At 36.2% G+C, this 20,033-nt stretch carries 22 protein-coding genes; 11 read left to right on the forward strand and 11 right to left on the reverse strand.

Annotation, left to right across the window (positions count from 1 at the left end):
* Positions 1–50: 50 nt before the first annotated feature.
* The 4 genes from KI430_RS02420 to KI430_RS02435 form a co-directional block, all read right to left on the reverse strand.
* A complete protein-coding gene (locus KI430_RS02420) occupies positions 51–1,223 on the reverse strand; it encodes a cation:proton antiporter (RefSeq protein WP_248876695.1) in 1,173 nt (390 codons plus the stop codon).
* Between the two features lie 100 nt (positions 1,224–1,323).
* Positions 1,324–1,779 (reverse strand): Hsp20/alpha crystallin family protein, encoded by a 456-nt coding sequence (locus tag KI430_RS02425; RefSeq protein WP_248876696.1) that lies wholly within the window; start codon positions 1,777–1,779, stop codon positions 1,324–1,326.
* A gap of 261 nt (positions 1,780–2,040) precedes the next feature.
* Positions 2,041–2,358, reverse strand: coding sequence for a nuclear transport factor 2 family protein (locus KI430_RS02430; protein WP_248876697.1), 318 nt, complete (start codon positions 2,356–2,358; stop codon positions 2,041–2,043).
* A 22-nt stretch (positions 2,359–2,380) separates the two neighbouring features.
* Positions 2,381–3,172 (reverse strand): SDR family oxidoreductase, encoded by a 792-nt coding sequence (locus tag KI430_RS02435; RefSeq protein ID WP_248876698.1) that lies wholly within the window; start codon positions 3,170–3,172, stop codon positions 2,381–2,383.
* A 27-nt stretch (positions 3,173–3,199) separates the two neighbouring features.
* On the opposite strand from KI430_RS02435, the gene KI430_RS02440 reads away from it, so the two are divergent.
* The 3 genes from KI430_RS02440 (at position 3,200) to KI430_RS02450 (ending at position 5,738) form a co-directional block, all read left to right on the forward strand.
* Positions 3,200–3,679: a winged helix-turn-helix transcriptional regulator gene (locus tag KI430_RS02440; protein WP_248876699.1), complete on the forward strand. Its 480-nt coding sequence runs from the start codon at positions 3,200–3,202 to the stop codon at positions 3,677–3,679.
* Positions 3,680–3,917: 238 nt separating this feature from the next.
* Positions 3,918–4,469, forward strand: coding sequence for a helix-turn-helix domain-containing protein (locus KI430_RS02445; protein ID WP_248876700.1), 552 nt, complete (start codon positions 3,918–3,920; stop codon positions 4,467–4,469).
* Positions 4,470–4,574: 105 nt separating this feature from the next.
* Complete coding sequence (locus KI430_RS02450) at positions 4,575–5,738, forward strand: serine hydrolase domain-containing protein (protein WP_248876701.1); 1,164 nt, start codon at positions 4,575–4,577, stop codon at positions 5,736–5,738.
* Between the two features lie 311 nt (positions 5,739–6,049).
* Here the strand turns inward: KI430_RS02450 and KI430_RS02455 are convergent.
* From KI430_RS02455 to KI430_RS02485, 7 genes are all read right to left on the reverse strand, one after another.
* Positions 6,050–7,224, reverse strand: a protein-coding gene (locus tag KI430_RS02455) for an IS3 family transposase (protein ID WP_248874265.1) whose coding sequence is annotated in 2 segments (ribosomal slippage) — positions 6,050–6,966 and positions 6,966–7,224 — 1,176 coding nt in all. Because the reading frame shifts where the segments join, the coding sequence is not laid out codon by codon here.
* Positions 7,225–7,707: 483 nt separating this feature from the next.
* Positions 7,708–8,529 (reverse strand): class I SAM-dependent methyltransferase, encoded by an 822-nt coding sequence (locus KI430_RS02460; protein WP_248876702.1) that lies wholly within the window; start codon positions 8,527–8,529, stop codon positions 7,708–7,710.
* A 10-nt stretch (positions 8,530–8,539) separates the two neighbouring features.
* Positions 8,540–8,995 carry a VOC family protein gene (locus KI430_RS02465; protein WP_248876703.1) on the reverse strand — a complete coding sequence of 152 codons (456 nt, stop codon included), beginning with the start codon at positions 8,993–8,995 and terminating at the stop codon, positions 8,540–8,542.
* Between the two features lie 51 nt (positions 8,996–9,046).
* Positions 9,047–9,484, reverse strand: coding sequence for a GNAT family N-acetyltransferase (locus KI430_RS02470; protein WP_248876704.1), 438 nt, complete (start codon positions 9,482–9,484; stop codon positions 9,047–9,049).
* 29 nt (positions 9,485–9,513) lie between these two features.
* Complete coding sequence (lpdA, locus tag KI430_RS02475) at positions 9,514–10,917, reverse strand: dihydrolipoyl dehydrogenase (protein ID WP_248876705.1); 1,404 nt, start codon at positions 10,915–10,917, stop codon at positions 9,514–9,516.
* Positions 10,918–10,983: 66 nt separating this feature from the next.
* Positions 10,984–11,580 (reverse strand): TetR/AcrR family transcriptional regulator, encoded by a 597-nt coding sequence (locus tag KI430_RS02480; RefSeq protein WP_248876706.1) that lies wholly within the window; start codon positions 11,578–11,580, stop codon positions 10,984–10,986.
* A gap of 250 nt (positions 11,581–11,830) precedes the next feature.
* Positions 11,831–12,166 carry a winged helix-turn-helix transcriptional regulator gene (locus tag KI430_RS02485; RefSeq protein WP_248876707.1) on the reverse strand — a complete coding sequence of 112 codons (336 nt, stop codon included), beginning with the start codon at positions 12,164–12,166 and terminating at the stop codon, positions 11,831–11,833.
* A 119-nt stretch (positions 12,167–12,285) separates the two neighbouring features.
* On the opposite strand from KI430_RS02485, the gene KI430_RS02490 reads away from it, so the two are divergent.
* The 8 genes from KI430_RS02490 (at position 12,286) to KI430_RS02525 (ending at position 19,955) form a co-directional block, all read left to right on the forward strand.
* Positions 12,286–13,059, forward strand: coding sequence for an SDR family oxidoreductase (locus KI430_RS02490; protein ID WP_248876708.1), 774 nt, complete (start codon positions 12,286–12,288; stop codon positions 13,057–13,059).
* Between the two features lie 267 nt (positions 13,060–13,326).
* Positions 13,327–14,157 (forward strand): GLPGLI family protein, encoded by an 831-nt coding sequence (locus KI430_RS02495; RefSeq protein ID WP_248876709.1) that lies wholly within the window; start codon positions 13,327–13,329, stop codon positions 14,155–14,157.
* A 124-nt stretch (positions 14,158–14,281) separates the two neighbouring features.
* Entirely contained in the window at positions 14,282–14,863 is a 582-nt protein-coding gene (locus KI430_RS02500) for a Crp/Fnr family transcriptional regulator (RefSeq protein WP_248876710.1), read from the forward strand.
* Positions 14,864–15,051: 188 nt separating this feature from the next.
* Complete coding sequence (locus tag KI430_RS02505; protein ID WP_248876711.1) at positions 15,052–15,630, forward strand: CPBP family intramembrane glutamic endopeptidase; 579 nt, start codon at positions 15,052–15,054, stop codon at positions 15,628–15,630.
* Positions 15,627–17,069 carry a S41 family peptidase gene (locus KI430_RS02510; RefSeq protein WP_248876712.1) on the forward strand — a complete coding sequence of 481 codons (1,443 nt, stop codon included), beginning with the start codon at positions 15,627–15,629 and terminating at the stop codon, positions 17,067–17,069. The genes KI430_RS02505 and KI430_RS02510 overlap by 4 nt, the downstream gene beginning before the upstream one ends.
* 150 nt (positions 17,070–17,219) lie before the next feature.
* The gene (locus KI430_RS02515; RefSeq protein WP_248876713.1) at positions 17,220–18,965 is read left to right on the forward strand and encodes a CocE/NonD family hydrolase; all 1,746 of its coding nucleotides are present in this window, start codon (positions 17,220–17,222) and stop codon (positions 18,963–18,965) included.
* Between the two features lie 103 nt (positions 18,966–19,068).
* On the forward strand, positions 19,069–19,206 hold the full coding sequence (locus KI430_RS02520) for a helix-turn-helix domain-containing protein (RefSeq protein WP_248876714.1): 138 nt from the start codon (positions 19,069–19,071) through the stop codon (positions 19,204–19,206).
* Between the two features lie 74 nt (positions 19,207–19,280).
* On the forward strand, positions 19,281–19,955 hold the full coding sequence (locus KI430_RS02525) for a hypothetical protein (protein ID WP_248876715.1): 675 nt from the start codon (positions 19,281–19,283) through the stop codon (positions 19,953–19,955).
* The last annotated feature ends 78 nt before the right edge of the window (positions 19,956–20,033 follow it).

Genomic DNA, 20,033 nt, shown 5'->3' on the forward strand with positions numbered 1-20,033 from the left:
CTTGAAATAAAAGTCTTCAGTATATGCTGTCTGATTTTAATCAGGCTCACTTAATTTTTGATGATGAGCATAGATTTTTTCTCAATAATTCCTTTAAGGATAGCGATCCAGATTGTAGATAATAATAGGGAAAGGCAGGTAATTCCAAGCCCGGTTTTGTATAAGCTATATTCAATGATTCCTGTTTTGTACGCAATTGATAATGCCAATATGCCAAATTCTCCTGTTTGAGATAATAAGGCTCCACCATACCAACTGTCCTTCCAGTTAAATTTTAGCAATCGGAAAATAATTGCAGACATTACACTATTGCTTGCCAGTACAAAAAAAGTGCCCAGCAAAACCATTTTAAAATTAGAAAGCAGGTAAGGAAGATCCAGGCGAAGTCCTATGGAAACAAAAAAAAGGGTAGTGAAAAATATTTTAAAGGGCATTAATGAATGTTCGAGCCAGTTAAATGATTTTACCCTTCCCACGACAACTCCGGCTATAAAACTTCCAAGCGCTCCGCTTAAGCCCACTGTCTCGGCAAATAATCCAAATCCAAGACAGATAATCAAACCTAAAAATACCTGAAGGTCGTGATCTTTTTCAATCGCATTAAAAAATACGGGGAACTTAATTTCCTGTATATTTCTTATCCGTTTCAAAAGTAGGAAAACAGCAATACAGACCAATACAGGTATGATGATGTTAATGAAATCAAAACTTTCCTGACCTTGGACTTTCAATAAAGTTAGAACCGGAGCAAGAAGCAGATCCTGAAATATCAGCATATTGAGGATCATTATACCGAATGTTGTTTTTAAAGTATCGTGTTTCTTCAAAAACTCACTCACCACAGCAGTACTGTTGAAAATGAAAAGTATGGTGATAAGAATAATATCCTTCAGGGAAAAATCTGTTATATAACCTATGGCGAGAGCGCAGATAAAACTTAAAAGTATTTTCATACTCTGTGCAATAATCGGTTTTATAAGCAAACTGCTGTTGTTAGGAACGTTGATTTCCATCCCCAAAAAGAACATTAGAAGCAGAATTCCGAGCTCACCGATAACTTCTATTTCATCCGGTTTTTTAAAGACCCCAAAAACGTGTGGCCCCAACACAATACCTGCAATGATGTAAGCGATAAGATAAGGCTGGTTCAGTTTTTTCAAAAGAAGCATAATACCTAAAGTGATAAGGCACAATAAGCATACGGCCCAAAGTAACCCATCCATAACTTTTAGTCATTAAAATTGATAATGAATTAATTTTCCCGCTGGTATATAAAATTGGTTTTCCAATAAGGAAAACCAATTATAAAATTTGTCTCTTGTATTATTGAATCTCGATCATCTTAGGAGGACGTTTTTTAGCTTCCTCCTTTTTAGGGATTGTGAGCTTCAACACTCCGTTTTCGTATTTAGCTTCAATGTGCTCTTCATCGACTACGTCTCTTGCGAGCTCAAAACTACGCTGAAAAGCCTGATAGCTAAATTCTCTGCGGGTGTAATTGTCATTTTTGTCTTCCGTTTCATTTTTCTTCGAAGACGAGATGGTGAGAAGATTACCTTCCAGGCTTATTTGGAAATCTTGTTTTTCCATACCCGGCGCGGCGACTTCCACTACGAAATTTTCAGGATTCTCCCTGATGTTTACGGATGGGAGAGTGGTAAGAGTGGAAGAATAATTATTGTTGCCCCAATTAAAAAGTTCTCGACTGAAAAAGTCATCGAACAGTGTACGTGGATTTGCAGGGAGCAAACTGCCATTGCTTCTTTTTTCGATTGACATAACAAACGTTTTTTAATGTTAAACAATAAATTAAATGATCACAGCTGAAAATTTACAAACAATATACCAAAACAAGTGTTGGAAAAAATGTCAGATTTGAGTGAAAAACTGTCAGAATCTTCTACAGATTCTTATGTCTAAGAATTTATTTTTTAAGTAGATATTTAAAAAAAGCTTCACCTTGACTGTCATACACTTTGGCAGAGTTTGAAAAGCTGAAGTATATATTTCAGCTATATTATAATTTCCTCTATTAAATTACTAATCGGTTATTTTCAACGACTGAATTAGTCCATTGGACAATTGAAAATAATATTTCAAAATAATGGGGCTGCCCGGGAATGATCCTGAAGTTTTAGCCGATAGAATGTTTTCTTTTTCATCATAATCTACCGGCTCCATTGTGGCTTTATAATCTTTGTTGGATTTGTCGATCCACTGTTCGATTTCTTTTCTCCCTGTATGGGTTTTGCCTTCATCAAAAACTACGGCTGTTTCTGCAAAACATTGTGCATAAGCAGCACTATCAAAATTATTCTGTGTTTTTACTAACTCGCTGATTACATTTGGTAAGTTCATATTTTCTATTTTTTAATGATTATTAAATGGTTGGTACGGTTCCGCCATCGATTACATATTCTGTTCCTGTTAAATAGCTGGCTCTTGGTGAAACCAGAAAGCCTACAAATTCGGCAACTTCGGCCGGTTCAGCAGGTCTTCCGAAAGGGATTCCTCCCAATGCATCCATTACACCCTGTTGCGCTTCTTCTACCGTACTGTTCGAATTTCTTGCAATTTCGCCCAGCCAGGCTTCCGATGCTGTGGTATTAATCCATCCTGGAGAAACCGCCAGTACACGAACACCTTTAGGAGTAACTTCGTTTGATAAGCTTTTGCTATAGTTTCTCAATGCTGCTTTTGCAGCTGCGTAAGGTAAAGTAGAATCATAGAGAGGCAGTTTACCTTGGATAGAAGCGATGTGAATGATAACACCACTTTTTCGCTCGATCATTTGCGGTAAAAATCCTCTGTCCAGCCGGACCGAAGCCAAAAGATTAGCCTGTAGTGTTGATTCCCAATCTTCGTCATTAAGCGCGGCAAACCCGCCTGCCGGAGTAGATGATCCACCAAGGTTGTTAACCAGGATATCCAGTCTTCTGTAGCCCGAAAGCACTTCGCTGATTATTTTTTGGGTACCTTCTGCTGTACTCAGATCGGATGCAATGAAATGAAGATTACTGTTTTCTTGTTCAGGGGCATTTCTTGCAGTAATAATAACCGTTGCGCCAGCTTGTAGCAGTCTGTCTGCAATGGCTTTACCAGCTCCTTTTGTACCTCCTGTTACCAATGCAATTTTGCCTGATAACTCATTGTTGTAATTAAATTGTTCCATTTTTTAGATTTGTTTTATAGGACAAAATTGGGGTATAAAAACAGTTCATACAAGTACGGAATTACGATTCATATAGGGATAAATTATTCCCCTATTGCACAAATCCAAACATACGCTTACTTTTACATTATGTATGAGAGAAAAATAATTCCGAATCTGAATTGTGGTCTTGACCTGATCGGTGAAGTGCTGTACGGCAAATGGAAAATCCGTCTTCTTTGGTTTATCAATCAGGGACATAAAAGACCGAGCGAATTGCAGCGTAAAATTCCGGATGCATCTCGAAGAGTTTTAAATATCCAGCTAAAAGAGCTGGAAGACCACGAGTTGGTCACGAAGAAAATCTACCCTGTCGTACCCCCAAAAGTAGAATATAGCTTAACTGAGTTTGGTGAAAGTGTGATTCCAGTTGTAGGTGCTTTGGGACAGTGGGGAGATCAGCACGAAGAGAGATTAAGAGATTTAATTATTAAAAGATACCAGGCTGGCAATAATGCGGAAAAATAAAATTATGTCTTACATTCAAAGAATAAATTGACGTAGATAAATCTATTTTACAGTTATAACTTATTAAGATTATTGACTAAATAACTGATCATCTGTGCAACGCTTTCGGCAGGAGAACAAAATCATTTTCAACATAATTTAAATGCACCAACTATCTGATATTGTGATTATGAAAAAATGTTGGAACTTAGATAAAACTGTTTTTTGTAAGCAATAATTTACATATTTTTGTGTGACAATGACTTCAAAATTAGCAGATTACAGACGTAAGAAAGGGCTAAGCCAGCAACAGCTTGCAGATGTTTCAGGCGTGAGCGCAAGAACTATACAACGCATCGAGAGCGGAAAGGTTGAAGCACATCCCGCAACATTGAAGATGCTCGCAGATGTACTTGAAATAGACACTGAAGAGCTAACAGTAGATCAACAGTTACCGCAAACCTCGGAACTAAAAAGTCTGGATAAAATAAAACCAGTTTTTCACATGTTGGCGCTTATCGGACTTTTTCTTCCTGTTTTCAATATTATTCTTCCTGGAATTTTTTGGTTCATTAAAAAAGATGAATCCCAGGCTTACGACCAGGAAGGTAAGTTGGTACTTAATTTTCAAATCTCAATGTCTCTTCTTTTTATACCGGCAGTTGTACTAATGATTTTTGTGTTTTTTATTGGATTTCCATTGGTGTTGATCATCTATTTTTATGCTTTCGTCATGTGCATCATTAATATTTTTAGAAGTATCAACAAGAAAGATAGCTTCTATCCTTTAAGCTATCGATTTTTAAGATAATTCGTTTTAAAGCCCTTTCCAGAGCTAAGTGACGCTAACTTGTCGTGAAGGAGTCGTGGTAAGTTATCTAGGTTTGCTACTAAATTTGTCACAAATATTTTCCACATGAAAAAACTCTTCACACTTTCATTATTGATCTGCATTTTACCTTTAAGTGCTCAAAAAAATGTAAAAATTAGAAAGCTTGATGGAAAAACAATCGATTCCCAAATTCTCCAACAAAGATTGTCACATTTAGTGGATAGCGCAAAGATTTACGGCCTGCAGGTTGCTATTGTCAATCACAATAAGGTGATTTATTCATCAAGTTTCGGTTACAAAGATGTTGAAAACAAAAAGAAGCTGAATGACAGTACAATTATGTACGCAGCCTCACTCACAAAACCAGTGAGTGCATATATTTTTATGCGATTGGTAGACAAAGGGATATTCAGCCTAGATCAACCAGTTTATAAGTATCTTAAAAAACCGATAGGAGAGTACGTGAAATGGAAAGACCTGGCAGACGATCCTGAATCTTTCAATGAGATTACCCCCAGAATGCTTTTAAGTCATAGTTCCGGACTACCGGTTCTTCGGTATTTGTATGGTAATAAAGTCAATCTCATTGCCAAGCCGGGCGAAAAGTTCTATTACTCTAATGAAGGGATTAATCTGTTGGGATTTGTAATAGAGGAATATACAGGAAAGAAACTTGAAGATATTGCAAGGGAAGAAGTTTTTGAACCACTCAAGATGAGATATACAAGCATGATCTGGGAAGATAGATTTGAAACCAATTTCTCCAATGCCTACTTCAAAGATGGCAAAAAATATGGTTCTGAAAGGCGAGAAAACAGCAGAGCGGCCGGATCAATGTCTACCACTGCCAATGATTATACCAATTTTATGATCAACCTGATGAAAAAGAAGGGCATAACCAGTAAAAGTTATCTAGAGATGCTTAAACCACAAATTAAAGTCAAGAGTAAGAGGGGGTTTGGACCATTGAAAGATAGTATCACTACAGATAATGATGCTATTAATCTTTCGTGGGGATTAGGCATAGGAATTTTTGATTCACCTTTTGGTAAAGCCATTTTCCATACAGGTCATGGTGAGGCCAATCAGAATTATGCAGTGGCATTTCCGGAAAGTGGAACGGCTGTTATAATCCTCAGTAATAGTGAAAATTTTGAAAAGAATAATGCCCAAATTATAAAACTCTGTATAGGGGAAACTTATTCACCATTAAAATGGCTGGGTCATCTGGATCCGAATTCACATTAGAAGTGATTCACTATAGATCTTTATCATTATTTATCCATTCTTTGGTGGGCATTACCCACTCGTCTAAGGCCCTGAATAGAAAGCCGTGCTCCAGGCCTGTGTTGAGGGTAATTTCTTTAAAAGATTTTAAATAAGAATTTTTAAACCTAAGTTGCCTTGATAATAATTCAGCGCCGACGTCGGTTTTTTCATTAATCGATAAAATCTTACCGTAGAGTCTGAACTTTCGATCTTTATTCATCGAATCATTTTTAAAGCTTGCACCAATGAAAACAAATTTATGGATATGCAAACAAAATTTCCAGTATAAGTTAAGCTACATTTTGATAAATTTTGTTTTGATTGTTAAACTCTTCAATAGTTTGATAATTCAAGGCACTGTGGCGTCTTTTTTTGTTGTACCATATTTCAATATATTCAAATATTTCCAGCTCCATTTTTTCTTTTGTAATAAGCTTGTTTCCATAAATCAGTTCTGTTTTCAAAGATTTGAAAAAGCTCTCTGCCACAGCGTTATCCCAACAATTTCCTCTCCGGCTCATGCTTCTTGTAACTCCATAAAATTCCAGAGTATTTGCAAATTTTCTGCTTGCATATTGAACGCCTCTGTCGCTATGAAAAATTAGACTTTCCCCTATTTTTCTGTTTTTGACAGCCATTTTCCAGGCAGAAAGACTTGTCTCTTCGGTGCTCATTCCGTTGCTTAAACTCCATCCAATGATTTTCCGATCATACAAATCAATCACTGTTGTCAAGTACAAAAATCCTTCTTTGGTTTGAATGTAGGTAATATCAGAAACCCAAACTTGCGCAGGTTTTTCGGCTATAAAATTCCTGTCCAGCACATTTTCTACCACCAAATAATTGTGTTTAGAGTTTGTAGTCACTTTAAATTTCTTGCTCAGTTTACTTCGCAGTCCAAGCTCTTTCATATATTTAGCCACTGTGACTCGGGATATTTTGTAACCCAAGGAATTTAGCTCAGACGTAATCCTAGGGCTGCCATAGCGCTGTTTTGATGAAAAATATATTGAAGTGATTTGCTGTTTTATTTTTTCCTTCAAAAGCAATTTCTTGCTGCAAGGCCTGTTTTTCCATTTGTAATAACCACTGGAACATAGTTTTAAAACATTGCACATCTTTTCAATCGGGAAAATAGATTCATTATTTTTTATGAATTTATATTTCAGCGACCGCTCTTGGAGAAGATGCCGATTGCTTTTTTTAATATATCTCGTTCTAATTCTGCATCCTTCAACTTTTTTTCCAGCTCATGAATCTTTTCCTGTTCGGGTGTCAGTTTCAGTTTTCCATTCCCTGGAAAACTTCTTTCTCCAAATTCTTCGTACTCCTTACGCCATTTGTAAAGCAGCGTGACTGCGATTCCCAGCTCCCTTGCGAGTTCTGACACATTAGTTCGTTCTTTGCTTAGCTCAACAGCTTTGGTTTTAAAAGCAGGATCGTAGATTTTTCGCTCTCCTTTCATAGGTTAAAATTAAGGTTTTATGCTTAACTTTAACTGGAAGCTAAATTAGTACATCCATTCAAATCTGGATTTTTGGCATAATAGGAGATATATTGAGCTATATAACCTCCTTGAGATATTCCGACAATTGAAATATGGTCATAAGGAACTCCATAGTTATGTAAGTGTCAATTGTAAGGATCACCTTTTTTGCATACATCTTAGGATCAGTGTCAGGCTTTCTTTTTTCAGATAGTATAACAGAATTTGTGGATTGAAGTTTTTCTAAAATAGCTGTATAAGCCGCTGGTCCGTATTTAGGATGGGATTCATTTAACGAATGTCCTTCCAAAAATTTATTATGCAAAAAAAAGACATACTTTTTTTGAGTACTATTTTGAGCATTAGTAGCAAACGGAAGAAATGACAGATAAAGAAATATTAACCTAAGAAACATATAATTTGAATAAACAGACCATTTTAATTTAGAGACAGCATCAGATTTTATTGTTCCTTATCCACAAGATGTCTTTTTAAGGCTGTCAATGCATACACCATAGGGATTTTGTCTCCCAGATGAGCAATTCTGAACTTACCGGGTCCAAATTCAATTGAATTATTGAAATTATTGTATGGTGAATAATCAAATTCTTCAATGGAATTTATTTCTAAACCATTTTGCATCAAACTACCTATCACTTCAGCTAGGCCATGGTTCCAGCCAATTGATTTGACTTCAAATTCCGCATCCTTATCTGCATAAGTTCCTTTTTCGGTTTCTATAATGGCTCCGGAATTAAAATATCTGTATTCAATCTTTTTAAACGCCGAATCAAACATCCAGACAACCGGATGAAATTCTACAAAAACAAAAGTACCGCCGGGTTTCAGGAATTTCGAAATGATCTTTGCCCACCGATTCAGATCCGGAAGCCAGCCGATGGTCCCATAACTTGTAAAGACAATATCAAACTCGCGATCCAGATGATTGGGCAGATCATAAACATCGCTGCAGATAAAAGTTGTTGAAACATTACTCTGTTTTGCCAGTTCCCGTGCACGATCTATTGCTACATCCGAAAGGTCAACGCCGATCACATCCGCTCCCAGGCGACTTAAAGAGATACTGTCCTGTCCAAAATGGCACTGTAAATGCAATACGGATTTTCCTGTCAAATCTCCAAGTAAATTAAGTTCTATATCTTTTAATGAATTTTTCCCCTTCAAAAAGGCATCCAGATTATAAAAGTCAGAATTGATATGTGCTTCTGTTCTGGTATTCCAAGATTCCCTGTTTATTTCCAAATAATTGTCTTCTGCATTCATATGTATTTATCTAATGAGGTGAATTGATTTTTTGCCATTCCTCGTAGCTGAGTACGCCAAGCTCTGGCTGACTTTTACCGTTCAGAATATGGATAAATTCCAGCTGATTTCCGTCCGGATCGTCAAAATAAAGAGCAAGTGCAGGCATCCAGGCAAAAACCATTGGTTCATTGCTGCCATTTTTGAGAAAATTATACGCCCTTAATCCGTTTTTATCTAAAAAAGTATTTGCGTTATTTAAAATAAAATCTTTGGAACAGCTGAATGCAAAATGTCTTTTATGGAGATTACCTTCTTGTTCCCAAAGTCCGAGCATTGCCTTTTTATTTTCTCCGATCCAAAGAAACGCAATTGGTCTGGTGTCATCATAGTGTGCAAGCTGCAGACCCAATATTTGAGTATAAAACTGAACTGCATTTTCCAAGTTGCTTACTTGAATGTGTGTCTCATATAATCCTTCAATCATTTTTACATATTTTATTATTAATAATTATAGTATTGTGATAATTACAGTCATTTATCTTCTTAGCATATGAATAATCGGATAATCTTTACCAGAGCCATCTTTTTCTGATCTTCCTACTTTTCTGAATCCTAATTTTTCGTAAAATCCGACGGCCTGATAATTTTGCTCATTAACATCAACCTTTGTAATGCCTTTCGCCTCATCCATAAATTGAAATAGGCTCTTTCCATAACCTTTGCCACGGTAGTCATTGTGAATAAAAAGCATTTCGAGGTTTCCTTCTGATACCGATGAAAATCCGACAGGTTCTCCATTTTCAATAAGAAGAAATACTTCGAGGTTGGGCAGATAATCTTTTGGGATGACTTCTTTAAAATAAATAAAATCTTCTTCGGCAAGAAAGTCGTGAGTAGCTTTGACCGCAGATTCCCAAATTTCCATAATTCTTGGATAATCTTCTAGGGTTGCGAGCCTGATTTGTGTTGACATAATTTTAAAAATTAATAAATATAAATAAATTAAATATTCAATGATGGTTTTCCTGATGCTATTGTATAAGCCTCTTTCATTACCTCGGAATAGGTTGGGTGGACATAACTCATTGTAGCCATATCATTTGCGGTTACTTCATATTCCAGTCCTACAACGGCCTGTGCAATCAAATCCGCCGCGCGTGCGCCGATGATATGCACTCCTAAAAGTTCGCCATATTTCGGGTCGGAAAGCACCTTTACAAAACCTTCCGTTTCCATTCCCGCTCTGGCTCTGGCATTCACAGCAAACGGAAATTTACCGATATTATATTCCACTCCCTGTTTCTTTAATTGCTCCTCGGTGGCGCCTACAGAAGCTACTTCCGGCCAGGTGTAGACGACTGAAGGGATACGGTCATAATTGATATGAGGTTTCTGCCCATTGATTCTTTCCACTACAAATACTGCTTCTTCTTCTGCTTTGTGAGCCAGCATTGCGCCACCAACGACATCTCCAATCGCATAAATGTTTGGAGCTTTTGTCTGAAGCAATTCATTGACTTTCACCGTACCATTGCTATTCAATTCCACGTTGGTATTTTCTAGATCCAGACCGATTACATAAGGTTTTCTGCCGACAGCCACCAGAATATAATCAGCGGTTAGATCTTGTTCTTCTCCTTTTTTATTTTTGAAATAGACCTTAGCGGTGTTGCCAAGATTTTCAGCTTTGTAAACGGCTTGTTGAAGTTTGATTTCCACACCCTCTTTGGTTAATATCTTCGTTAAAGCTTTTCCTAATTCACTATCCATTGTAGCAATAAGATTATCAGCATATTCTAAGATAGTCACTTTGGTTCCGATCCTGTTGAATATGGAAGCCATTTCCACACCGATTACGCCGCCGCCAATAATTACGATGCTCTCGGGCTTTTCCTTCAATTCCAAAGCTTCGGTAGAAGTGATGATCCTCTGTTTGTCGATAGTAATGCCCGGAATTGTGGACGGTTTTGATCCTGTAGCAATAATAAACTTATCTGAATTAATAACAGTTTCAGTCTGATCATCGTGTACAATTTTCAAGATTTCATTATTAACAAAAGAACCTGAGCCGTGGAAAACCGTGATCTTATTTTTTCTCATTAGGAAATCAAGACCTTGTGTATTTTTGGTCACGACCTCGCTTTTTCGCTTAAAAAGCTGTTCAACATTCAACCTGAGATCCGAATATTCAATGCCGTGTGTCGCGAAACTGCTAAGTGCATCTGCGTAATGATGGGTGCTGTCCAGCAACGCTTTGGTAGGAATGCAACCTACATTGGTACAAGTGCCTCCTAAAGTATTATACTTTTCAATGATGGCCGTTTTATAGCCTAATTGAGCGCTTCTGATAGCAGCTACATATCCGCTGGGACCTGACCCTATTACGGTAATATCAAATGTTTCCATTGTATTGTTTAAATATTTTAATTGTCAAAAAAAATAAACCGATCGGTCTTTTTGTAAGCAAAAAAATTAGGCTTTCAAATTTCTGATCATTTTCTCTAAAAAAGACATCGCTATATTCAGCTCTGTCATATGGTTGTTGACCTTTGCCTGCATAAACGCACCTTCGATCATCGAGATCATTACTACTGCAATTTCTACAGGATTGGTATCTGCTTTTATTTCGTTTCTTTCTATTCCGCGTTTGATTTGATTTTCGAGGGATGTTTTCCAAAAATCCAGGGCTTTTTGTACACGTTTCTGAAGTGACGGATGCGTATCATCAGCCTCCGTAGCAGTATTTAAAATCGGGCAGCCTGCCTGTAAATACGGATATCTGAAATAGTTTTTGTACGTGTGGGGATAAACCAGCAATCTTTCGATAGAATCTTCAGTGGCTAAAATTCGTTCTTTCATATGCTGCGTTACCTTACCAAAATTGTAGTCGAATACGCTTAATGCAATCTCATCCTTATTCTCAAAATTACCATAGATGCAACCTTTCGAAAGACCGGTGGCGCTCATTACATCATTTATCGATGTACCTGCGTAACCTTTCACGTTAAAAACAGTCGAAGTTTTTTCGATGATCAGCTGCTTGGTATTTTCGGATTTTTGAGTTTTCATCAGCAATAATTCTTATCCGTGACAAAGTTAAATAAAAAATAGAACAATCGGTCTTTTTTTAAGCAAATAAAAAACTATCTGGATAATTGGTGTATTTTACGGTAAATTTAAAATTATATTTTTTTAAATCAATTGTTTACCAGGTAGCTATTGATTCAGCGATGAAAAATGTTTGAAGAAGATGATGTATGCCTATTATTTGACAGAAAAGCATTCTGTTTTTTGCTTGTATTCATATCTAAATATCTCTTCAATTTTCAGTGATTCCGTATTCTATTCCCCATTTATAAAGTTCATTAATGATGGGTTCTAATTTCCGGCCTTTGGGTGTTAAAGAATATTCAACAGTTGGTGGAACCGTTGCAAAGGCTTCACGAATGACAATATCATTTTCCTCCATATTCTTCAATTCTTTCACAAGCATTCGTGTGCTTATACCCGGTATCAATCTTTCCAGTTCTTTGAAACGCCTCTTTCCGAAAATCAAAGCATAAATAATTGACATCGACCATTTTCCTCCAATAATGTCTAAAATCTTTTGCAGCTCACATTTATTTTCAGATTTCTCAATTTTTTCTTTGTTCATAAAGCTATGATTTACAGTAAAAGTTACATTCAGGTTATTAGTATACATTGGTGTAACTACTTGCAAAAGTAAAGTAATGAAAATAGATTTGCAACTTAATTTTAAAAATATTATCCATTATGTATGATTCTTTGAAAGGAAAAATCGCCTTAGTAACAGGCGGTACAAAAGGAATAGGTAAGGCGATAGCCGATAAACTAAGTGCAAGCGGCGCATTGGTCGTAATTACGGCTCGTAATGACGTAAAAGAGAACTCCGGCAACCATCATTTTATTGCGGCCGATCTTACCCAGGCAGACAGCGCAGAAAAGATCGCTAACGAGATACTAGGAAAGTATGGCAGAATAGACATCATCGTAAATAATGCCGGCGCCAATTCAAGTCCGGGTGGAGGTTTCAGCACGTTGCAAGATGAGGATTGGTTCAGAGACTGGGAGTTAAATTTTATGTCTGTTGTTCGTATGAATAAAGCTTTGCTCCCTGCGATGCTTGAACGGCAAGAAGGTGTGATCATCAATATCTCTACCGGAGCCGCAAAACTGCCTATCTGGGAAATGACGATGTCCTATTCATCGGCAAAAGCAGCTCTGAATGTGTATAGCAAAGCACTGGCAAATGAAGTTGGTTCCAAAGGCATCAGAGTGAATACAGTCTCTCCCGGTGTTGTGAAGACTCCACTGATGAACGAATTCATTGAGAATATCGCTAAGCAGTCAGGAGCAAGTTTTGAAGATTCTTTTCAAAATATTATTGATACGGTTGGCGTACCGCTTGGAAGGATGGCAGAGCCTGAAGAAGTAGCCAACATTGTCGCATTTCTGGCATCTTCTGAAGCTCAATATATTACAGGAACCAATGTTTCTGTGGATGGCGGATCGTTACCGGTTGTGTGATCTAACAATACAGTATCTGATAAATAAAATTTTTTTGTAATTGAGTTTTGTAAAGCATTGATTTTGGTATTTAATCCGGATTAGTGCTTTATTCGCTTCTGTAGGGAGCTATAACTTGTTCATAATTTTAGATTCATATTGCTCTAAAAATTACAAATAAATAGCTGACGGAAAATTGACTCTGGATAAGTTCTTACTTGTCAAATGCATTTTTTCTTTATTCGACGTTCTATAAATAATTATATTTGATTTGAAATATCCAGTAGTATGAAAACAATAATATTATTTTGCTTATTGATCGGGAGTCTTTTTCAAGCTCAAACACACAGGTATATTTATGAATTACAATTAAAAATGGATTCTACTGAAAATGAGCATCAGAAATTTTATATGATACTGGATATCAATAAAAACGAAACCAAATTCTATGGGAGAAATCTTTTAATAGCAGATTCCTTAAATAAAAAATTTGGGAACATGGATAATAAGCATGTTGATATGTCCGGACAGATTCTCAAGAGAAAAAACGATTCTTCTGAAAACGAAAATTTCATTAATATCAAATTTGGTTATTATACTTATAAAACGACTGATGTCATCAATTGGAAAATTGAAAATGAAACCAAAAAATATAATGATTATAATCTTCAGAAGGCGACAGCTGATTTTGGAGGAAGACATTGGATTGCTTGGTTCAATAAGGATATTCCGTTTAATGAAGGTCCTTATAAATTTCGTGGGTTACCGGGTTTAATTTTTGAAATTCAGGATGATAAGAACAATTTTATTTATAAGCTTGTTAAAAATCAGAACTTTCCAGAAAATTTTGCAACAGATGATTTTCTGGAATCGAATTTTGGAAATAAAGCTGTCATTATTAATGAAAAACAAAAGAAAAAATTATTGATGGATTTTTACAACGATCCTTTTTCTTTTGAAAGAACCAATTTGAAAAACAGCTCTAATCTGAATATTAATATCGGAGGTAAGCAGATCAGCAATATCGAAGAACTGAATGCCCAGGTAAAGAACTTACAGGCCATTATAAGAAAATATAATAATCCTGTTGAAGTTGATAAAGCCATAAGATATAAGTAATTGTTTGATAATCAGTTGTTAGAATTTTATTAATGATACTGTAATGCTGATGAAATTCTGATTTTATTAATAAATATATTGATGCATAATTGTTTGAAATGTTTAACTAAATAAACTTTTATTAATGTCCACACCACAAGATATTCAAAAGGTTTTTTCTCCATTCTATAACGCTGAAACTAATATCTGGGAGCGCTTTTCGGAAAAAATAACGGTCAGAGAATTTCAAAAAAATGAGGTCATAAAAGATTATCAGGGTATAGAAAAATATTTGAATATTGTAGCCAAAGGTTCTGTGGGTTTATTCGTTTGGAACGGAAAGAAAGACATTTGTATCAATTTGCTGTATGAAAACAGTTTTATGAGCGATTATTTTTCTTTCCTCAAACAGCAAACTTCAGGTATTAAAACACAGGCATTGGAAGACTGTATATTATGGTCGATCAGCTATCCAGATCTCAATGAACTCTATTCTCGTAATGAAACGGGCTTAAGGATCGGTAAAGCGATCCCGGAAATATTATTCTTACGAAAACAACAGGATCAGATCAATCTTCTGACCCTTAGTCCGGAGGAACGTTATCTCAACCTCATCAGTCAGCGTCCCGAAATTTTCCAGCGTACACCTCTCAAAATAATCGCTTCTTATCTGGGATTAACTGCGGAAAGTCTTAGCCGCCTCAGAAAAAGAGTTACCGGGAAGTAAAACTTACCCATCGTCAAGTGGATTTGGCTTTCTTATAATTAATTTTGGATGATCTAATTCAAAAAACTATGAAAGAAAGAAAATGACTTGGGAGTATTATCATTTTTTATGCTATTGCCATTCTGTTTCGCTTTTTGGCCGTGAAAACCAATCTGTTTGATTTTACCGACAACGAATTTATAAAAATTTTGCTCCGGGGAATTGGCCCCGCTATCGGTGCTTTGGTTTCGGTTAAATTGTTTAATATTCCTTTAAAGCTTTCCCTGAAAGGAAATTATCAAAGCTTATTTTTGCCTTTGCTTGTTTTCTGGATTTTTCCGGTCGTTCTCATTGGAACAGTCAGCTATATTCAACAGGGACAATTTCCTTTTGTGCTTCTTTTCACGGTTTTGATCTATGGTTTATTGGAAGAGATCGGTTGGCGCGGGTTTTTACAGGAACAATTAAAAGATCTGCCGAAACTTCAAAGCATCATCATTATCGCCGTTTTATGGTTTATCTGGCATCTGAATTTTGAATTCACCACTTCGAATATGATTTTTCTTGGTATTTTGTTTTTGGGTACTTGGGGAATTGGCAAAGTCTACAGCAAAACCTATTCATTACTGGCTGTAGCCGGATTTCATTCGCTGAATAATTTTTTCAGAAATGGCCTTCATCAGACAGAATTGATACTAATTGCTGTTTTGCTTATCATCTGGATAGTCTTTATTATTATTTACGGAAGAAAAAGTAAAAAAATAAATCCTAACCAAATAGATTTATGAAAAAATTGTTCATTTTACCACTATTGGTTATTTTCGCCCAAAGCTTCTTCGGACAGGCAAAAGAACTTAAACCTGAGCAAAAATATCCGGCAGATAGCTTACGTCAATGGACATCAGGATTAATGGATGAGATAAGCAAAAAACATCCGGGATTTTACAGATATACGGATAAGGAAAAATTTGGATTTTTGATTGATTCCACTCTACAGAGTATTCAGGATTCTTTAACCCAACTGCAGTATTACAGAAAATTGAAACCTTTGTTTGCTAAGATCGGGTGCCTTCATACCGGAATTGAGCTGCCGGAAGAATCTAAAACTTATCTTAATGTTTCTAATACTTTGTTGCCGTTAGAAGTTTTTGTGGATACCCAAAATCAGAAGGTATTAATCTCAAAGAATTACTCGGAAAATAAAGGTATTAAACAGGGTGCAGAGTTGGTTTCAATTAATGGATCTCCGATTTCAGAAGTATTAAAAAAGTTGCTTGATGCGATTCCATCAGACGGATATAACCAAACGGAAAAAATTCTTTTGTTAAATTACAGATTTCCCTTTTGGTATCAGGAAATAATAGATGCGCCTAAATTTTTTAAAGTGGTTGTGAGATCAGAAGGTATTGATCACACCTTTGAGTTGAACGGTGCTTCCAAAGATGTATTTCCATCTTTGGAACAGCTTGAAAAGAACTATAATTTGCCCCTTGAGTTTGAGGTAAAAAATGGGATTGCTATTTTAAAAATTCATTCCTTTGCCGATACTGCAATAAAACAGGGTGGGCAAAATTTTAAGAAATTTGTCAAAGAAGTATTTCAGACTCTGCAACAACAGAATATTAAGAATCTTATCATTGACGTGCGCAACAATACTGGAGGGACAGATGATAATGCAGCTTTGCTGGCCTCTTTCTTCTTCAACAAGACATTCAGATACTGGGATAAGATCGAAGTTACAGAAGCTGTAGCTAACGAGATCAAGGGCGTCAACAAGATGTTCTACAAAAAACCTGAGGAAAATAACGGATTGTATCTCTGGAAAAAATCCTGGATCACAAAAGAATTCGATTACTACGAACCGCAGGAACCTGCCAAGACGAATTTTAAAGGGAATAGCTACCTGTTGACCAATGGTCTTTGCCTTTCATCCTGTGCTGATTTTACGGCTGTGATGTCATATAACAAAAAAGCGGTAGTGATTGGGCAGGAAACGGGTGGCGGTTATCAGGGCAATACAAGTGGGATGTTGAGCCAGGCTAAAATTCCGACCGGGTTGGTTATTACTATACCTTTACAGAAATACACCAATGCGGTTGATCTGGATAAAAATTTCGGCCGCGGTACAATACCGGATCACGAAACAGTAACTACATTCGAAAATTGGATAGGTAATAAGGACTTGGAACTGGATTATACCATTCAATTGATAAATATAAATAACTGAGTTTGAATTAAGCAAAAAACATAAACGATCAAACCGGGTATGATAGGAATTATGAATGTAATAGTTCTGAAATGATAATTGTCTTAGTTATAGAATTCATTCCATATGTTTATAAAGAACAGTATTAATTATAATTGTTTAAATAGCCTTATGAAAGTATATACAGTTATTCTCATTTTTTTGAATTTTTTACTAATACCATCAGTACAGGCTCAACAAACATTATGGGGCAGCCAACAGGAAAAGGAAAGTATGTACAGCATTCAGGATAGTGTAATGATCCGTACAGGAGATGGCGCGGAGATTTCTGCAATAGTCGTACGCAAAAAGAATGATAATGTTCCCCGACCTGTCGTATTACAGTTCACGATCTATGTGCGGGATCAGGGACGCGATATGCAGTCGCTTAAAGAAGCTACAGATAAGGGATATGTAGGTGTTATGGCTTATACGAGAGGAAAACGCTTTAGCAAATCTGAGATTTATCCTTACGAAACCGATGGAAAAGATGCTTTTGATATCATTGACTGGATCAGCAAACAATCTTGGTGTAATGGCAAAATAGGAATGTACGGAGGAAGCTACAATGGCTTTACGCAATGGGCGGCAGCTAAAAATCTTCATCCTGCACTGAAAACGATTGTCCCTTATGTTGCCAATCGTCCCGGAATGGGACTTCCTATGGAAAATAATATTTTTATCAATCCCAATTACGAATGGTCTTTTTACGTAGGAAACAATAAATATCTGGATAATAAAACGGGCGATGACCGCCAAAGGTTCCGAAATATGATGTTCAAATGGTGGGAAACCGGAGCTGCCTATCAAAAAATGGATAGTATTGATGGAACACCTAACCGCCTTTTTCAGCGTTGGATAAGCCATCCTGCATTTGACACGTATTGGCAAGATATGGCTCCGTATAAGGAAGATTTTACCAAAATTAATATTCCTGTATTGGCATTTGACGGTTATTATAATGATTCACAAAATTCAGGAATTTATTATCTGCGTGAGCTCAATAAATACAGCCCTAAGACGCCAGCTTATCTGGTGATTGGTCCTTATGGTCATTTTGGAACACAGATGGGAGGACAGGAAGTGATCAACGGATATACGATTAGTAAAAATGCTTTGTTTCCGATCAAAGATTACACCTATCAATGGCTGGATTATATTTTAAAAGGTGCTGAAAAACCGGCTTTTCTGAAAGATAAGATCAATTATCAGGTTATGGGGACAGATGAATGGCGAAGCGCAACTTCACTGGAGACTATGCATAATAACTATTTGAAATTTTATTTAAGTTCTGTTAAAGTCAGAGATAACGAATATTTGCTGAGCCAAAATAAGCCTGAATCCAATAAATATTTGGTTCAGAAAATAGATTTTGCAGACCGTACAACCAACAATAATGATTATTATCCCGATCCCATTATTCGGGAAAGTGTAGCCGGTAACGGTTATGTTTTTACAAGTGAACCTTTGGATGCTATGATTGTGAACGGATCATTTCTCGGAAATATAAAACTGAGCATCAACAAAAAAGATGTGGATTTGGGGCTAACTCTTTACGAACTCACGCCCGAAGGAAAATATTTTCATCTTTCCTACTATATCGGTCGTGCAAGCTATGCCAAAGACAATTCTAAAAGACAATTGCTGACCCCGGGTAAAAAAGAAACCGTTACATTTGAAAATACACATCTGATCAGCAAACAGATGCAGAAAGGAAGCCGGCTGGTTATTGTTCTTAACATTAACAAAAACCCTTTCTCAGAACTGAATTACGGAACAGGAAAAACAGTAACCTCCGAAACCATTGCCGATGCAAAAGGGCCTTTGATTATCCATTGGTTTAATGACAGTTTTGTGGAGATTCCTGTTTTGAAATGAAAAACATAGCAACTATAGAAAAATTAATTATTGTGCGTCTACTATTGTACTGTAAGCTTTTAATACAACAACAGCATTCTTATCGTGTGGATGAAGTAAAAAAATGTTGAAAGATCCTTTGTACGCTCATTATTCCATCTTGGGTGTTGCTTATGAAGCGGGATTTAATTCAAAATCAACATTCAACAAGATTTTTAGAGAAGAAACGGGAATGACTCCAAGTGAGTTTCGTAAGTCCTGATCGGCAATCCGGACGTCCGAATTTATAGAAACGGTCGTCTGTACTGATTCTGTTGAGGATTTTTGCAGAAAAAAATGGAATCAGTCTTACATTCTACAAACATTATTACGCACATCGTTGCAGGAACATTTGCATTGATAATCGGATTTATAATCCTGATAAAGAAGAAAGGAACCCTTACTCATAAAAGAATTGGCAGATGGTTTTTGATCTCTATGATTTTGGTTGTTTTAACTGGAGCTGTTGGTGTTATTATTTTTAATAGAAATTTATTTTTATTAGTTCTCACGACTTTAGTAGGATATAATACCTATTCGGGGATCAGAATTATTCGGACTAAAACTAATGAACCCAAGATGGTTGATTTCTCAGCAATGATTTTTGCAGTTGTCACCACTTTATATTTTCTCTATTACCTGAAAACGATTGGCTTTTATTGGAATCCTGTTATCATATATTCTACCGTGGGATATTTATTTATGGTTATTGCTTATGATCTTCTTCGATATTTAATACCGATATCCAATTACGGAAACCTATGGCTTTATGAACATACATGTAAAATGATCAGTGCACTTGGAGGCTTATTGTCTGCATTTGTAGGAACTATTTTACCAGATTATAAACCTTACAGCCAATTTTTGCCGTCGGCAATAATGACAATCGTGATGATCATCTTCGTAATTATGACAAGGCAAAAACTTAAAAAGAATTCCAAGTTTATGGTAAGAGGAGGAAGAAATCAATAAAACAATCAATACGCGAAAATACTTTCCTTTATTTGACGATAAGACATACAGATAAGCTTTTTTCAAATTCCAAATGAA

The organism is Epilithonimonas zeae, from assembly GCF_023278365.1.
Taxonomy (GTDB): domain Bacteria; phylum Bacteroidota; class Bacteroidia; order Flavobacteriales; family Weeksellaceae; genus Epilithonimonas; species Epilithonimonas zeae_A.

What these genes read in the sequence shown, in the direction of transcription:
- KI430_RS02420 (WP_248876695.1), bottom strand. Translation starts at nt 1,223, where the DNA reads ATGGATGGGTTACTTTGGGCCGTATGCTTATTGTGCCTTATCACTTTA.
- KI430_RS02425 (WP_248876696.1), bottom strand. Translation starts at nt 1,779, where the DNA reads ATGTCAATCGAAAAAAGAAGCAATGGCAGTTTGCTCCCTGCAAATCCA.
- KI430_RS02430 (WP_248876697.1), bottom strand. Translation starts at nt 2,358, where the DNA reads ATGAACTTACCAAATGTAATCAGCGAGTTAGTAAAAACACAGAATAAT.
- KI430_RS02435 (WP_248876698.1), bottom strand. Translation starts at nt 3,172, where the DNA reads ATGGAACAATTTAATTACAACAATGAGTTATCAGGCAAAATTGCATTG.
- KI430_RS02445 (WP_248876700.1), top strand. Translation starts at nt 3,918, where the DNA reads ATGACTTCAAAATTAGCAGATTACAGACGTAAGAAAGGGCTAAGCCAG.
- KI430_RS02450 (WP_248876701.1), top strand. Translation starts at nt 4,575, where the DNA reads ATGAAAAAACTCTTCACACTTTCATTATTGATCTGCATTTTACCTTTA.
- KI430_RS02460 (WP_248876702.1), bottom strand. Translation starts at nt 8,529, where the DNA reads ATGAATGCAGAAGACAATTATTTGGAAATAAACAGGGAATCTTGGAAT.
- KI430_RS02465 (WP_248876703.1), bottom strand. Translation starts at nt 8,995, where the DNA reads ATGATTGAAGGATTATATGAGACACACATTCAAGTAAGCAACTTGGAA.
- KI430_RS02470 (WP_248876704.1), bottom strand. Translation starts at nt 9,484, where the DNA reads ATGTCAACACAAATCAGGCTCGCAACCCTAGAAGATTATCCAAGAATT.
- lpdA (WP_248876705.1), bottom strand. Translation starts at nt 10,917, where the DNA reads ATGGAAACATTTGATATTACCGTAATAGGGTCAGGTCCCAGCGGATAT.
- KI430_RS02480 (WP_248876706.1), bottom strand. Translation starts at nt 11,580, where the DNA reads ATGAAAACTCAAAAATCCGAAAATACCAAGCAGCTGATCATCGAAAAA.
- KI430_RS02485 (WP_248876707.1), bottom strand. Translation starts at nt 12,166, where the DNA reads ATGAACAAAGAAAAAATTGAGAAATCTGAAAATAAATGTGAGCTGCAA.
- KI430_RS02490 (WP_248876708.1), top strand. Translation starts at nt 12,286, where the DNA reads ATGTATGATTCTTTGAAAGGAAAAATCGCCTTAGTAACAGGCGGTACA.
- KI430_RS02495 (WP_248876709.1), top strand. Translation starts at nt 13,327, where the DNA reads ATGAAAACAATAATATTATTTTGCTTATTGATCGGGAGTCTTTTTCAA.
- KI430_RS02500 (WP_248876710.1), top strand. Translation starts at nt 14,282, where the DNA reads ATGTCCACACCACAAGATATTCAAAAGGTTTTTTCTCCATTCTATAAC.
- KI430_RS02510 (WP_248876712.1), top strand. Translation starts at nt 15,627, where the DNA reads ATGAAAAAATTGTTCATTTTACCACTATTGGTTATTTTCGCCCAAAGC.
- KI430_RS02515 (WP_248876713.1), top strand. Translation starts at nt 17,220, where the DNA reads ATGAAAGTATATACAGTTATTCTCATTTTTTTGAATTTTTTACTAATA.
- KI430_RS02520 (WP_248876714.1), top strand. Translation starts at nt 19,069, where the DNA reads ATGTTGAAAGATCCTTTGTACGCTCATTATTCCATCTTGGGTGTTGCT.
- KI430_RS02525 (WP_248876715.1), top strand. Translation starts at nt 19,281, where the DNA reads ATGGAATCAGTCTTACATTCTACAAACATTATTACGCACATCGTTGCA.